Raw genomic sequence first — 14,821 nt, forward strand, 5'->3', positions numbered from 1 at the left:
TACTGACGTTGTCTACTGCTGGTACGCTTTACCTGGTTGCCACCCCCATTGGCAACCTTGAGGATATTACTTTTCGGGCTGTTCGTATCCTGCAGGAAGCGGATCTAATCGCAGCGGAAGATACCCGGCACACGGGTAAGCTGCTACATCATTATCAGATCGAGACGCCGCAGATCAGCTATCACGAGCATAATGCTCAGGCGCGAATACCTCAGCTAATTGAAAAACTGCAAGCAGGCCAAACCATTGCCCTGGTAAGCGATGCGGGTATGCCAGGGATTTCGGATCCAGGCTATGAACTGGTGTGTGCCTGCACTGAAGCCGGAATCGTTGTCAGTCCAATTCCAGGGCCTGTGGCGGTGGTGAGTGCGATCGCAGCCTCAGCACTACCCTCAGATCGGTTTACCTTCGAAGGATTTCTACCAGTTAAAGGGAAATCAAGAATTGAACGGCTGGCTCAATTAGCCACAGAACCCCGCACCATGGTGCTTTACGAAAGCCCCCATCGGTTGATCAAAACCCTGGCCGATTTGCAAACCCATTTGGGGGGTGAGCGCCGGGTGACCATAGCGCGGGAATTAACCAAGCGTTATGAGGAATTTTGGCGCGGTACGGTGGTGGGTGCGATCGAACACTTTACGGTAACTGAGCCGAGGGGAGAGTTTACAGTTGCGATCGCAGGCCACATACACACCCCTAAACCGATCTCTGAAGCCGATCTCATCCAACAGCTAGAAACCCTTATCTCCCAGGGACTTTCTCCTTCTAAAGCCAGCCGCCAGCTCGCCCAGGCAACCGGTCTCTCCAAACGAGAGATTTATCAACTCAGCCTCACAATGAAACAGGAATAGGAATAAATTTTGAAATCAATTTTTAGGGGCTCCATAAAACGCCTCTACAAATTGATTTTATGGAGTTTTACCGTTTTGGCAAAGCGAACCAATTGTCCCAACTCAAATCCCGCCCCGGAAAACCGACCGATGCAAACGGCCATGCATCGTCTAACCATTGACGCACAGTAGCCAACAAGCGATCTTCTAGGCCACTAACCAATTCACTTTGCCGTGCCCACAGCAGAGCATAGGCATCATAGCCCTGGCGATCTGAGGGATAAAAATACACACAGCCCAGGCAGCGGCTTTCATCCGGACTCATCATTGTATAAGCAAAAGAGGTGCGCCGCTGAAATTCTTTTTGATGCCAGCCCAGGTCAATTAAATCCTGCTCTAAGGTCAAACCATCTGGCCAAGTACTGGGGGGCGGAAAAATCCCCTTCAGATGGTCAGCACTGGTGATAACTGCCTCAAAGTCTTTCACCACATCATTAACCGTCAGCATTCGTAGACGATACTCATCGGTTTCCAGCACCGCTGGCACATCAAAATCTGACGGAACAAAGGAAGAAGTCGAAGTACCCACGTTAAAACTGCTGTTTTAGTACTTTTAGAATTTTTAGCACGCTGTAGAGCTGATTGCAGGCCCAATTAAAAATTACAACTGCTATCTCAAGCGTTGTTCAATGGATTGGAAATCGCGGTTAATTTCAACCCAGAGAGATTTATTTAAAGGGTCCGTTTTTAGAGCTTTATCTAAATAAATGCGGGCTTTTCCTAACTGGCCTTGGGTGATCAGCTGACGGCCCCAACGTTGGTAGGTGATTGCCTGCCACTGACGAACTTCTGGGTCATGGGTGATGCGCTGGGCAAGTCCCTCGACAAGTGCGATCGCACGCGGATACTTCTGCTGTTTGAACAACATCTGCAATTGCCGATAGGAATCTTGCTTCAGCTTTTGCTCATGATCCGATAATCCTGGATTCGTTTGAACCGGACTAGGTTCTTCTTCTACCGGAGTCTTTGCCACCACAGCGTCCTCTTCTTGAGGTTCCTCATCAGGCTGCAATATCTCCAGCAATGCGTCGTAGGCTTTAGTCACCTTGATGAAACGATCTTGAGCCCTTTGATCATCAGGATTAACATCTGGATGATACTTACGCGCCAACTTACGATAGGCGGCCTTGACATCATCAAATGATGCCCCCGTTCGTAACCCTAATGTGCGGTAATGATCAGCTAGCCCCATTTCACCCAATAACTGCTTCAGATTCTGCCATTAAAACGCAGAACATGACGAATATTACGCCACGCTTGGAAATTTAGGTGAGAACCTAAATTTTTAGGCGTGGCCCATGAGTGTGGTGTGCAAAATGAAAATTAAGAGGCGCATCTATTACACACGCTCTTCAATTACCCGATCAATCAGACCATAGGCTTTTGCCTCTTCCGCCGACATAAAATTATCCCGGTCTGTATCCCTTTCAATTTGCTCAATCGTTTGGTTAGTATGCTCAGCCATCAAGCTATTTAAGCGACGCTTAATCTGAACAATGTGATTAGCCTCAATTTCAATGTCTGTTGCCTGACGCTGACCAACACCGCCCAATGGCTGGTGAATCATGATACGAGAATGCGGCAGCGCTAGACGCTTACCGGGAGACCCGGCACATAACAAAAATGAGCCCATGGAAGCAGCCAGCCCCACACAGATCGTAACGACCTCTGACTTGATATAGCGCATGGTGTCGTAAATTGCCATGCCAGCTGTAACCGAGCCACCTGGAGAATTGATATAGAGGTAAATCGGCTTGCTGGGATCATCAGAATCCAGATACAGCATATAAGCCACGATGGCATTAGCGATACCGTCTGTCACTTCTTCAGTTAAGAAAATGATGCGCTCACGAAACAGACGCTCGTATATGCTGATCCATTGTTCATAGGTGCTACCAGGAAGGCGATATGGAACGCTGGGAATACCGATAGGCATGGGGTTATAGGGGGTAAGGGGTTATTTCAAAAATTAAGCAGGTTTCTCAATCACCCGGTCGATCAAGCCATACTCAATGGCTTCTTGGGGGGTGAGGTAAAAAATCCGCTCCATGTCCTTATGGATCTTTTCTTCAGGCTGACCAGTGTTCTCACTTAGCAGCTGAGTGATCAATGCTGATTTACTCAGGACCTCGTCAGCATTGAGTTCAATATCCGTGGCTTGACCGCGGGTACCACTATAGGGATGCACTAGCGCGATAGACGAATTTGGCAGACTGGAGCGCTTGCCTTTGGCTCCGCAAGATAGCAATACAGCAGACATGCCAATGGCTTGGCCCATGCAGATAGTAATCACATCAGACTTAATATGACGCATGGTGTCGTAGATAGCCAGCCCCGAGGTAATGGACATCATGCCCGCTGAGCCGTCGGCCATTCCAGCCATAACGGGATCACCGAGGGAGTTTATATATAGATAGATAGGCTTACCAGGGTCTTCAGAATCCAGGTATAGAAAAGCCGATATCAGCGAATTTGCCACACCGTCAGTCAAAGGCTGATTTAAAAACAAGATGCGTTCTTGACTCATGCGGGTGTAAATGTTCACCCAAGTCCAACGTTGACTGCCAGGCAGGTTGTAGGGTACTCGAATAGGACGTTCTACAGACATGGCTACCCAATACCCGCTGGAATTTGTGTTGGCAAATCTTTCGTACTTTCTAGGACCCGATCAATGAGACCATACTCCTTAGCTTCCGCAGGAGTCAGGTAGAACATACGATCCGTATCTTTCTGCAATTTTTCGGGCGTTTGTCCAGTGGAACGGGACAGAATATCGAGCGTTGCCTCACGGTTAGCCAGGACTTCCTTTGCACGAATTTGAATATCGGTAGCCTGGCCACGGGCACCCGTACGGGGCTGATTTAGAACAATGGTTGCATTCGGCAAACTCGCTCGAAATCCTTTGGTACCCGCCGCCAAAATCATGGATGCTGTACCCATGGCTTGACCGATACAAATGGTATGGACCGGTGGGCGAATATAGCGCATGGTGTCACAGATGGCGAAGGCTTCGGTTTCAAAGCCAAGGGCATCACCGGTATACCAGGATGTTCCAGTGGAATTGATATAGAAATAGATAGGTTTATCGGGATCGTCAAATTCTAAATAGAGCAGCTGGGCAATGATCAGTCTGGTGACGTCCATACCCATTTGACGCTTGTAATCGTCTGACGACACTAGGGGCGTACCCAAGTAGACAATCCGCTCTTTCAGAAGAAGCGATTGTAGATCGGGAGGGGGAGTACGAAACGCGGCATCCCCGCCATAGTAAGGAGCCTGTACGGCTTTAATATTAGAACTCATAGACCCAGTTAGCCCTCTGCGGTGTCAGCTGTTCACCGTTCAACGTTTTAATTCAATGGGTGCGATGTCACGTCCCATTGACGTCTACATAGTGTAACTCGCTCTGAACAAGCTAGCAGGCTAGGAATTTGGGGGATATCCGCCCATGGAATGGGTCTTTTTAAGGAATTTTGCGTCAAGTTATGTAGCCCTATCTGCACGTTCCCCACATCTTGCTATCACACTATGTTTATCCCGACGGGAACATTAGCGTTTGAGATTGACTAGAGCGTTGTCTTTGGCAGTAATTTTTCGGCAAATTACGTCAATGCTTTAAGCACATTAGGGTGATGTATTTAGGGTGAATCTCCAGAACCATATCGATAGCACCATTGGTAGGGAAACGAATGTATGAAAGCTAACGTGCAGTGGTCCATTAGCGATCGCAACCTAGACACCGCTCAAACCAATAGCCAGCGACACTTAGCCATTTCCGTCCAGGCCGCATCCAGTGGTGACCGTCCCCCCCTAAACCTATGTCTCATCCTCGATCAAAGTGGCTCCATGGGCGGCACTCCCATCAAAACCGTCCGCGCTGCTGCCAAGAAAATTGTCGATAACCTATCTCCCCAAGACCGCATTTCGGTGGTGTCGTTTGATCACGAAGTACAGCTAATTGTCGCCAACCAGCCCGCAACGAACCCGGATGCCATCAAACAAGCCATCGAAGGCATTCGCGCTGGTGGTGGTACTGCCATCGACGAAGGTCTGAAACTCGGCATCAAAGAAGTTTCCAAAGGTAAAAGCGGCACCGTTTCTCAAATTTTTCTGCTCACCGACGGCGAAAATGAGCATGGCAGCAATGATCGCTGTCTCAAACTAGCCCAGCTTGCCGTTAGCTATAGCTTTACCGTCAGCACCCTCGGCTTCGGTGACCATTGGAACCAGGATGTGCTGGAACAACTGGCCGATGCAGGAAACGGTAGCCTGACCTACATTCAAAATCCTGATACCGCCATTCAAGAGTTCAGCCGTCTCTTTAACCGTGTTCAGGCCGTCAGCCTTACGAATGCGTACCTGGTGCTGACATTACAACCCCAAGTACGGTTAGCAGAACTCAAACCCATTGCCCAGGTATTGCCAGAAACGATTGAATTAGACGTCCGTCGAGAAGGCGAGCAAGCCATCGTCCGTCTCGGAGATTTGATGGACAATACCCCCCGCGTTATTCTGGCTAACATCTATATCTCCCAACTACCCGCAGGCATCCATCCCATTGCCTATGCTGCCATCCAGTATGATGATCCCACCTTAGGCAGCTCTCTATCCACTGATAAAGCAACTATCAATGTCACCGCTCAAACCGTTTATCAGCCCCAGAGCGATCCTCAGGTGCAGCAATACATCTTGGCCCTAGCCAAATATCGCCAAACCCAGATTGCAGAAACTAAGCTACAGGCAGGCGATCGCAGCGGAGCCATCACGATGCTTCAGTCTGCAACCCAAACTGCCCTGCAAATGGGCGACCAAAACGCCGCTACGGTCCTGCAAGAAAACGTCACTCAGCTCCAGACAGGTCAAGACCTGTCAGAGCAGGCCAAAAAGAAAACACGCATTGCCTCTAAAACCATTTTGCAATAGTCAACGAAATACACGTGAGGTTTAGTTTGCCAGCAGGGGGGATCGGTTGGGAGATTAAGTTTAGCGGCTCTATTTGTCGGGTAATGGCAAAATCAACTGCTCAGGGCTTGCCCCCCTGAACCCCCTTAATCTGGGGAACTCAACTTCCCCAGGCCCCTTGCACAGGAGTTGGGCTGGTGAGTAGTATCTTATGGTGATTGCACCAGTGGCCGGTCAGGTAGTTACGCTGCTCCGCATTCGCTCCACACCTTAAAAGAAAAGTCATCCCCTTTCCCTTCAGAACCTTTCAACTAGAAAAATTCGACAAGGAAAAAACTATTTGAGGTAGAGCATAGATACCCCATGCTTTTTTAATTTTTCTGTGGCATGCCACAGAAAAATTAAAATCCACTCTACCGACCACTCTCTTTTCACGCATATCGGGACAACGTAATTATTTTTACGAGGGTTGTAGGGCGGCGTCCCGCCCTGCCCATAGGGGTGTGGGGAACTCGGAGGAGCCCCACGCAGGATCTAACACCTTTCGAGATACCCTAAAATCCCAACCCTTCAAATACCCCTTCAAAACCCACCTATGCACATCACCTACCACCCCATCACCCTCCACAAAAAAGTCCCCCTCACCATCAGCCGTGGCACCCGGTCCCAATCCACCAATCTCTTCATTCAACTCACCGACGACAACATCACTGGCTACGGCGAAGCCACTCCCTTCTCCATCGGCGACCAAACCCAAACCCCTGAAACCATTACCCACTCCCTCGACCAAATCATCGAAGGCATTTCCTATTACCATCCCCTCGACCGACAAATCATCGAAGAAAGCCTCGACCAGATTGCCCCCTGCTCAGCCGCCCGCGCCGCCATCGACGTCGCCCTCTGGGACTGGCTTGGCAAAAAGGTCGGTCTACCACTGTGGCAACTATGGGGATTAGATCCACAAAGAATTGGGCCAACCGCTGTCACTGTGGGCATTAATACCCCAGAAGGAGCATGCGATCGTATCCGCCGCTGGCATGCCGACTATCCTGATCTCCGCTCCATCAAAATCAAGCTGGGCAGCCCTGCTGGTATTGAAGCCGACCAAGCCATGCTCAGCGCCCTACAATCCGAATTTCATCCCCACGACAAAATTAGCGTTGATGCCAACGGCGGCTGGACTCTCGACAACGCCAAAACCATGGCCACCTGGCTCGCCGAGCGTAACATCACCTATCTGGAGCAACCCCTCCCCGTCAGCGCCAACCACCAGCTAGCCGAGCTAAAACAGCACTCACCATTACCCATTTTTGTCGACGAAAGCTGCTTCACCAGCCAAGACATTATGCCCCTAGCGCAGCATATCGACGGCATCAACATTAAACTAATGAAATCCGGTGGCCTGACAGAAGCCCATCGCATGATCCACACTGCCCGCGCCTGTGGCCTCAGCGTCATGTTTGGCTGCTATTCCGACAGCACTCTCTCCAATACAGCCTTAGCTCAGCTATCGCCCCTCGCCCATCACCTCGATCTCGACAGTCATCTTAATCTCAAGGATAATCCCTGCTGCGGAGCCACCTTGGAATTAGGTCGCCTCATGCCGAATAACCAGCCAGGCTTAGGAGTCACACACCTGGTTACTTAATCGCCACACGCATGGAATAAACCGCATCCGCCCAGGTTGGCCGCACATGGATACGATAACGCCCCGTACTACTCTTAGGCAAAGGGCCAGACCAATCTGTTGATGTCGCTCCAACATAATCACCGATCAGATGTAGCCAGTAGTCAGCTTCTTCAGAATAAATCTGGAAAACAGCATTCTCATCCCCGGCTTGTAACGAAACAGACAGCTCTTGTCCCGCATCTGCAAAAAAGAAATATTCATGCTGAGAGCCTTGGGTCACAGTTTTCTCCCAAATCACCGCCTCATTGGTTCCAGGAGCAAACTGAAGCGTTTCACTACTGCTAACTGGCGCATCGACATAGGTTATGCCAATGTCTGCGGCTGTATCAATATCGGACCGATCAATCTCGATCACATCATCTCGGACCCAACCCTCTACCCCAGACTGAGTGAACTGTACAAAATACCAAACATGTCCCTGGTATCTGGCTGTGGCTTCCAACACCGTCACCTCATCTCCTGGAAGCCCATAGTGAGGAGACGCTGATGCTGTGGTTGGCTGTGTTCGAATATTGATGCGGCTATGATCATCCTGACTGCGTAGAACCCCTTGACGCTGGGGGACCATCACATAAACTTTGATGCCAGGATCTTGAACAGACAGCTGTTTTGCGATCGCTGTGACGCCAGGATCTTGAACAGATGACTGTTTTGCGATCGCTGTCTGGGCTGCTGACTCAGTTGGTGGATCTTGAGTCTTAACGCTAACGGGTAGTTGCTGACTGGTAGCTTGTACCGTTGCTGCCACTGAAACCTCTTGATCAGCCGTTGTTGAACGACTGGCAGCTACCTGGGTTGACGCGTTTCCCTCAGATAGATGGGTCTGACAACTGACAACACTCAAACAACAAAATAAACAGCCTACCCCTTTGATAACGCCCATCAAAACACTCGTAGTATGCGACTGTCTCAAAGTACCCAATGGGGGCTGCTGGCTATAGGATAAAGACTGTCTCAAGGTGCCGGAGGGCTGGTGACTATAGGATGAAGACTAGCCAGCAAAGACCCCAATTAATGTGATCAAGCCACCCATAACCATCAGCCCGGCGGGCATAAATTTCTTTGTTTTTACCAATCGAATAATAAACACGATTAAGAGCAACAGGGTGACAATCTTGACCACCCAAAGACCGCTGGCAATGCCTTGCGCGGCTCGCAGTGCCCCGATCAGTAAAAGTAGCCCACTGACAATGCCAGAAATTAACGACGGCAAACTACGAGCCTTAAGGTAGCCAACAATACCACCCACTACAGCAAGGATTCCATAGATCAATGCGATGATAAGTCCTAATGACATAGTGCAAAGGGATTGAGGATGAAGGAATTTGGGGCAGCAACCATCGCTCAGTACCGACAGCAGACGGCCTCGCTCTTACTGTATCAGGCTGTTCTCAACGATACCGTAGGTCAAACATTCTTATCGTTGTTAGAAGCCCTCAGCACCAGCAAAGGTCTGACCAACGAACGAGCCCAGTGCCTCACCGCCTACGGCGAATGGTTCCAGGCATTAGCTAACACAGGTAAAAGCTGGGGAGGCCATCTAGTTGAGCGGATGTTGATTGCCGATAATGCGTTTACTCAAGCGGCACAGCGCTTAACGATGGCGAAACTACCCGTACCTCTCATAGCAGCAGCCCGCCACGATCTGTACATTCTCCAAAATCTATACGGCCTATCTCCTAGCTATGTCAGCCAGTGTGTGCAAACCGCCTGTCAGCTTCCCCAAGCACCGGTTGTATGGTCTTTAATGCCCGAACCGTTGCCAGTGGACTTGTCACCAGATTGGTCAGCAGGCATCGACAATCTCGTGACTTATTATCAACATCAAGGCACAGGCAAGTTTGGTCAGTTCCGTGGCTTTCGTTGGCAGCAAGGTCAACTCTTGGGCATCACTGAGCCAGATCCCATTCGCTTGGAGGATTTGGCTGCCTATGACGGCCCTAAAGATGCTCTAGTGAAAAATACCGAATTTTTGCTGGCCGGGTTTAACGCCCTCAATGTATTACTATACGGCAGTCGAGGAGCCGGTAAGTCATCCTTAGTCAAAGCATTGCTCACTGAGTATGGTGACCATGGCTTGCGTCTGATTGAGGTTGCCAAAGCAGACCTGTATGACCTGCCGACGATTGTGGAATCCCTGAGACCCCAACCGCAAAAGTTCATTATTTTTGTCGACGATCTTTCCTTTGAAGAAGACGATGATGCATTCAAAGCACTCAAGGTTGTACTAGAAGGTGGTCTGACTCGACGTCCCCAAAATGTAGTGGTTTATGCCACCTCAAATCGACGCCATCTCGTGCGAGAGTTCTTTGCTGATCGGCCCCGTCCTCGGGATGCAGATGAGCTCAAATCTTGGGATACAGTCCAAGAAAAGCTCTCCTTTAGTGATCGTTTTGGCCTTACCCTGACGTTTGAAGCCGCTGACCAACCGATGTATCTAGACATTGTGCATCACTTAGCAAAACAGGTTGGGCTAGACCTATCGCTGGAGGATTTGGACTATCGAGCGAGACAATGGGCCACCCGTCACAACGGACGTTCCGGACGTAGTGCTCGACAGTTTATAGACTTTCTATCGGCAGAACTCGCGTTGGATACGGAGAAATAGAGGCATGGGTAAGTGGGGACGCTGGGGGGTAGGTCTCGTGGTTGTGGTGAGTGTGGGGGTTGCGATCGCATCCATCACCAAACTCATCCAAGAACAGAACCGTATCTACACCATTCGCCTGGCCACAGGCAGCCCTACCGGTGAATACTACGCCTTTGGTCAAGCCATTGCCCAAGTCACTGAAGCGAACGAACCTAAGATCCGCGTTGAAGTCGTCGCATCTCCAGGGTCAAATCAAAATATGGACGATGTCCACACCCATACCGTTGATCTCGCCCTGGTACAAAATGACACCCCCACCCAACGCAATGTGCGCGCCATTGCCCAGCTGTACCCTGAGATGTTTCATCTCATTGCCAACAAAGATGCCAACATCAACAATCTGACCGACCTAAAGGGCAGACGTATTGCCCTAATGCCTGAAGGCAGTGGTTCCTACAATCTTTTCTGGCCCCTCAGTCAACACTATGGCCTCACCAAAAACGATTTTCAATTTCAACCCATGGGCGTCACTGAAGCCCACACCGCCCTGCAAAACGGGACCGTCGACGCCTTGTTCCGTATTATTGGTCTGGGCAACAGCAGCGTTGCTCAACTACTGTCCAATGAACAGTTCAAGCTAGTCCCTATAGACCAAATCGGCGCGCTACAGCTAACTCAACCCTACCTAGAATCCACCATCATTCCTAAAGGTAGCTACGATGGCGGCACTCCTATCCCGTCTGAAGATTTACCTGTCGTTTCTGTCAGCGCATTACTCATTGCCAATGTGGATGCCCATCCTGATGTTGTTAAAACCATCACTCGCATTCTCTACGAACATCGCAGTGAGCTAATCCGCATCAATCCGCGGACGGCTAATATTCAATCTCCAGAAAACAGCCAAAACCTTGGATTTCCACTCCATGAAGGTGCTCGCGCCTATTACACCCAAGACAATCCTAGTTTTTTAGTCACCTATGCTGAATCCATTGGCCTGTTAATGTCTATTAGCATCTTAATCTGCTCTAGCCTGTGGCAAGGTCGACAATGGTTCATCAGCAATCAAAAGGATCGCGCCGACCGCTACAACCTAGAAATTCTGGACCTGATTGAAAAAATAGAACAGGCCCAAGATTTTGATGAACTACAAAACCTACGACAACAACTCCTAGAAATCCTTAGAAAAGTTGTCGTCGATCTCGACATTGACAAAATCTCTCCAGAATCCTTCCAATCCTTTACGTTTCCCTGGGAAGTAGCTAATACAGCCATTCGCCACCAAGAAATCATCTTAAGTGGGCGTACTGCCCACAACTCCAAGAATTAAGTGACAGATATTAACCTACAGCCATCTAATCTCCATAGGAGTCAGCCGTTAGTTCTTTAAGTTCATTATCAACCATTGCCTCAACTAATTTAGAAAAAGAGTAATTGGGCTGCCATTGAATTTCGCGTTTAATCTTATCAATGGCCCCAGCCAGCACGACGGGCTCATCTGGTCGATAGAAAGCAGGATCAATGGAAACGTAATCTTGCCAATTTAAACCAACGTAAGAAAAGGCACAGTCTACAAGTTCTTTAACCGAGTGGGTCTCACCACTAGCAATAATATAGTCGTCCGGCTTCTCCTGCTGCAGCATCATCCACATGGCATTAACCACATCTTCCGCATGGCACCAGTCACGCCGAGCCTCCAGGTTGCCCAGCCGCAATTCATTCGCCAAACCTAACTTAATCTTTACTGCACCGCGAGTAATCTTACGAAACACAAACTCTGCCCCCCGCCTGGGTGACTCATGGGTATATGTAATGCCACAGCAAGCATAGAGATCGTATTTCTGACGATAGTTAATCGTCATCCAGTGGGCATAGGCTTTAGCTACACCGTAGGGATTACGGGGTCGAAATGCCGTACGTTCGGTCTGTGGAGACTCATCCGGCTGCCCAAATACCTCACTACTGGAGGCTTGGTAAAACCTTGCATCCGGCTTACAACGGCGGATCGCCTCTAACAACCGAGACACACCAATAGCTGTATATTCTGCTGTCAGCGCAGGTTGTGTCCAAGACAGCGGTACATAGCTCTGGGATGCAAGGTTATAAATCTCATCTGGCTGCGCCTCATCAATGGCGTCCATCAACGAAAACTGATCGAGCAGATCACCTGAAATAATTCGGACCTTATCAGCAAAGTGACTAATACGTCCAAAACTACTAGAACTGGAACGACGCACCATTCCGTATACGTTGTATCCCTTACTAAGCAGTAGCTCTGCCAGGTAAGAGCCATCTTGTCCCGTCAATCCGGTAATCAGCGCTGTTTTAGCCACTACATCTCCCATGCACAAAAATTGCAACTATAAAAGCATGGCTAGGTTGCCCACAACCATGCCCATATTGTACGCAGGCATGCCCTTAGGATTCTGATTCCTCTACTCGGTCTCCATATAGGGCTGCATAAAAGAATGTTGATACATATTAAGTCGAAACGCTTCCAGCAGGGTAAACGTACCCACTACATTAGTTTACACAAACGCTACAGGCCCAGGTATGGAAGGAACTACATGGGATTCAGCGGCAAAGTGCACAACAGTATCGATTTCATGAGTAGTTAGGAGATCGTCTACTAGCTGCTGGTTACAGATATCTTCCTGAGTCAGCTGAAAATTCGCCTGACTCTCAAAGTCTTTTAGTGTGGAACGATTACCTGTATAAGTCAAGGCATCTAAAACTATTATTTTCCCAGATTCGCCATGGAAATGATGCACAAAGTTAGAATCAATAAACCCTGCACCACCGGTAATGAGTATTTTTTTGTTCCACAGACTCCATTATTGGACTGATTATTTTGCTATCTGAGCCTGATATATCTCATTAAATATTGCCTTTAAGTCATATTGATACCCCCAATCAGGGTAGTGTTTTTTGAACTTACCCACATCAGAGATATACCAAATATGATCACCAATTCGGTTTTTTTTCGAATAGGAGTAAACCATTTTATTACCTGAGATTTCTTCGCAAAGCTCTATGGCTTCTAACATGGAGCAGTTGCTATGGCGCGAGCCACCAATGTTATAGACGTCCCCACACCTAGGGCTTTTATAAAAATGATAAAAGGCATTCACGAGATCATAACTATGCATATTATCTCGCACTTGTTTGCCCTTGTAACCAAAAACTGTATAAGGCTCCTTAGTGATGGCACATTTCATCAAATACGCTAAAAATCCATGCAATTTAGCTCCTGAGTGTAATGGCCCCGTCAAGCATCCTCCCCGAAAACTAACAGTTTGCATATCAAAATAGCGGCCATATTCTTGAACTAGAATATCAGCAGCTACCTTGGATACACCAAAGAGTGAATGCTTGGAGTTGTCAATGCTCATGGACTCATCAATTCCATTGGCAAAAGCATGATCAGATGCAATTTCCCAGCGCTTTTCAGTTTCTTCTAAAGGCAGGTAGTTGGGCGTATCACCATAGACTTTGTTGGTAGAGGTAAAGATAAATGCGGCTTTTGGGCAAAACTGTCGCGTTGCTTCTAATAAAACCAGGGTGCCGTTGGCATTGACTGTAAAGTCTGTATGGGGATCTTGAGCGGCCCAATCATGGGAGGGTTGAGCGGCAGTATGAATGATTAGAGCAATGTCAGTAGAATACTCTTGAAATAAGGATTCAATTTGGTTGCGATCGCGAATATCAATGTTTCTGTGAGAGTAGCGCTCACCGTAATTATCAACTAACAGTTGACGATTCCAGTCTGTTGATGCCCCATCTCCAAAGAAAACAGAGCGCATATCATTGTCAATGCCAACGACGTTAAATCCTTTTTCTATAAAAAAGTGAACCGACTGAGAACCAATCAGACCCGCAGAACCAGTTATAACAACAACACTCATATATGTCCCCTTAATCACTTAGGTTTAGAGGCTTTTAGAAACATCTGCCCACCGAAAAAATTCCATAAAAATGGAACCTTAAGATATAGCCGAAGCATCCAAACTGAAGCAGGTCTACCTTTAGTTGAAAAAGGTAGAAACCTAGGTATCACTTCATCAATTTTGAAGTTTAATGCCTTTAAAGCCTCTGAAAGTGATAGGTGAGTAATAGGTAAGTAGTGATCAATAAAGTCATAGTACTCCTTATATGAATATTTATAGTTTGGTTGAATCACTAGCAAACTACCACCAGGTTTCAGCTTTAAATAGCAAAAGCGAAGTACTTCAAAAAGCTCATCTTGGTCTTTTAAATGTTCAAAAAAATTCGATACGAATATTCGGTCAAAATGATGATGGGGAATACGTTCATACTGACCCTTATCAAGAATATTCAAGCGAAAGACACTCACATCAGGATTTGCAAATGTTTGAGCATCAGGATTTAAGTCAATCAAACACTTAGAAGCGGCAGAAATTTGATTAATGAATTCACAATAGCCTCCACCGATATCTAGAACTATACTGTCAACGGGTATGTACTTCTGAAGGAAATCCCTAATCAAAGCTTGCCATAAAGCACGTTTTGCCATCTGCTGCTCATGACTGAACCGGTTCTCATACAGCTGCCTGAGATATTCTGACTTATCAAGTAATTTATTCAAAGCAGGTTCATTCACGGCAAAAGTATTGTTTATCCTATAAAGTAATTCAACATAAAACAAGTAATTGAACGCTTATACCTAAGCAAGCCAGGGTAGAAAAGCTAATTTAAGTTTCGAAATATAAATAAAATACGATTAAATCCTAC

General features: G+C 47.8%; 16 protein-coding genes. 5 read left to right on the forward strand and 11 right to left on the reverse strand.

Annotated features, from left to right (window positions below; translation table 11 throughout):
- Nucleotides 1–8: 8 nt before the first annotated feature.
- Complete coding sequence (gene rsmI / locus SPB21_RS19815; protein ID WP_499867560.1) at nt 9–851, forward strand: 16S rRNA (cytidine(1402)-2'-O)-methyltransferase; 843 nt, start codon at nt 9–11, stop codon at nt 849–851.
- Between the two features lie 67 nt (nt 852–918).
- Here rsmI and SPB21_RS19820 read toward each other — a convergent pair whose 3' ends face one another.
- From SPB21_RS19820 to SPB21_RS19840, 5 genes are all read right to left on the reverse strand, one after another.
- Entirely contained in the window at nt 919–1,419 is a 501-nt protein-coding gene (locus tag SPB21_RS19820; RefSeq protein WP_499867562.1) for a GNAT family N-acetyltransferase, read from the reverse strand.
- Nucleotides 1,420–1,500: 81 nt separating this feature from the next.
- Entirely contained in the window at nt 1,501–2,082 is a 582-nt protein-coding gene (locus tag SPB21_RS19825; RefSeq protein ID WP_499867563.1) for a J domain-containing protein, read from the reverse strand.
- A 147-nt stretch (nt 2,083–2,229) separates the two neighbouring features.
- A complete protein-coding gene (locus SPB21_RS19830) occupies nt 2,230–2,826 on the reverse strand; it encodes an ATP-dependent Clp protease proteolytic subunit (protein ID WP_163662312.1) in 597 nt (198 codons plus the stop codon).
- A 33-nt stretch (nt 2,827–2,859) separates the two neighbouring features.
- On the reverse strand, nt 2,860–3,498 hold the full coding sequence (locus tag SPB21_RS19835; RefSeq protein ID WP_499867565.1) for an ATP-dependent Clp protease proteolytic subunit: 639 nt from the start codon (nt 3,496–3,498) through the stop codon (nt 2,860–2,862).
- Between the two features lie 2 nt (nt 3,499–3,500).
- Nucleotides 3,501–4,193, reverse strand: coding sequence for an ATP-dependent Clp protease proteolytic subunit (locus tag SPB21_RS19840; protein ID WP_163662316.1), 693 nt, complete (start codon nt 4,191–4,193; stop codon nt 3,501–3,503).
- Between the two features lie 390 nt (nt 4,194–4,583).
- On the opposite strand from SPB21_RS19840, the gene SPB21_RS19845 reads away from it, so the two are divergent.
- Together SPB21_RS19845 and SPB21_RS19850 are read left to right on the forward strand one after the other, a co-directional pair.
- Nucleotides 4,584–5,813: a vWA domain-containing protein gene (locus tag SPB21_RS19845; RefSeq protein ID WP_499867566.1), complete on the forward strand. Its 1,230-nt coding sequence runs from the start codon at nt 4,584–4,586 to the stop codon at nt 5,811–5,813.
- A 574-nt stretch (nt 5,814–6,387) separates the two neighbouring features.
- Complete coding sequence (locus SPB21_RS19850) at nt 6,388–7,440, forward strand: dipeptide epimerase (protein WP_163698634.1); 1,053 nt, start codon at nt 6,388–6,390, stop codon at nt 7,438–7,440.
- Here SPB21_RS19850 and SPB21_RS19855 read toward each other — a convergent pair.
- On the reverse strand, nt 7,433–8,365 hold the full coding sequence (locus SPB21_RS19855; protein ID WP_163662322.1) for an SH3 domain-containing protein: 933 nt from the start codon (nt 8,363–8,365) through the stop codon (nt 7,433–7,435). The two genes, SPB21_RS19850 and SPB21_RS19855, sit on opposite strands and share 8 nt — an antisense overlap.
- Nucleotides 8,366–8,473: 108 nt before the next feature.
- Nucleotides 8,474–8,779, reverse strand: coding sequence for a TMEM14 family protein (locus SPB21_RS19860; protein WP_499867568.1), 306 nt, complete (start codon nt 8,777–8,779; stop codon nt 8,474–8,476).
- An 18-nt stretch (nt 8,780–8,797) separates the two neighbouring features.
- On the opposite strand from SPB21_RS19860, the gene SPB21_RS19865 reads away from it, so the two are divergent.
- Both SPB21_RS19865 and SPB21_RS19870 read left to right on the forward strand, forming a co-directional pair.
- Complete coding sequence (locus tag SPB21_RS19865; RefSeq protein WP_499867570.1) at nt 8,798–10,090, forward strand: ATP-binding protein; 1,293 nt, start codon at nt 8,798–8,800, stop codon at nt 10,088–10,090.
- A 4-nt stretch (nt 10,091–10,094) separates the two neighbouring features.
- Nucleotides 10,095–11,399 carry a TAXI family TRAP transporter solute-binding subunit gene (locus SPB21_RS19870; RefSeq protein WP_499867571.1) on the forward strand — a complete coding sequence of 435 codons (1,305 nt, stop codon included), beginning with the start codon at nt 10,095–10,097 and terminating at the stop codon, nt 11,397–11,399.
- A gap of 25 nt (nt 11,400–11,424) precedes the next feature.
- Here the strand turns inward: SPB21_RS19870 and SPB21_RS19875 are convergent, their stop codons facing one another.
- The 4 genes from SPB21_RS19875 to SPB21_RS19890 all read right to left on the reverse strand — a co-directional run bounded on the left by SPB21_RS19875 (nt 11,425) and on the right by SPB21_RS19890 (nt 14,603).
- Nucleotides 11,425–12,402 (reverse strand): GDP-mannose 4,6-dehydratase, encoded by a 978-nt coding sequence (locus SPB21_RS19875; RefSeq protein ID WP_163671574.1) that lies wholly within the window; start codon nt 12,400–12,402, stop codon nt 11,425–11,427.
- Nucleotides 12,403–12,597: 195 nt separating this feature from the next.
- Nucleotides 12,598–12,897, reverse strand: coding sequence for a GDP-mannose 4,6-dehydratase (locus SPB21_RS19880; RefSeq protein WP_163671575.1), 300 nt, complete (start codon nt 12,895–12,897; stop codon nt 12,598–12,600).
- 18 nt (nt 12,898–12,915) lie between these two features.
- Nucleotides 12,916–13,974, reverse strand: a complete 1,059-nt coding sequence (locus SPB21_RS19885; protein WP_163662330.1) for an NAD-dependent epimerase/dehydratase family protein — start codon at nt 13,972–13,974, stop codon at nt 12,916–12,918.
- A 14-nt stretch (nt 13,975–13,988) separates the two neighbouring features.
- Nucleotides 13,989–14,603: a class I SAM-dependent methyltransferase gene (locus SPB21_RS19890; protein ID WP_163703484.1), complete on the reverse strand. Its 615-nt coding sequence runs from the start codon at nt 14,601–14,603 to the stop codon at nt 13,989–13,991.
- Nucleotides 14,604–14,821: the final 218 nt, after the last annotated feature.

This window comes from Leptothoe sp. ISB3NOV94-8A, assembly GCF_043421595.1.
GTDB classification, from domain to species: domain Bacteria; phylum Cyanobacteriota; class Cyanobacteriia; order Phormidesmidales; family Phormidesmidaceae; genus Leptothoe; species Leptothoe turfae.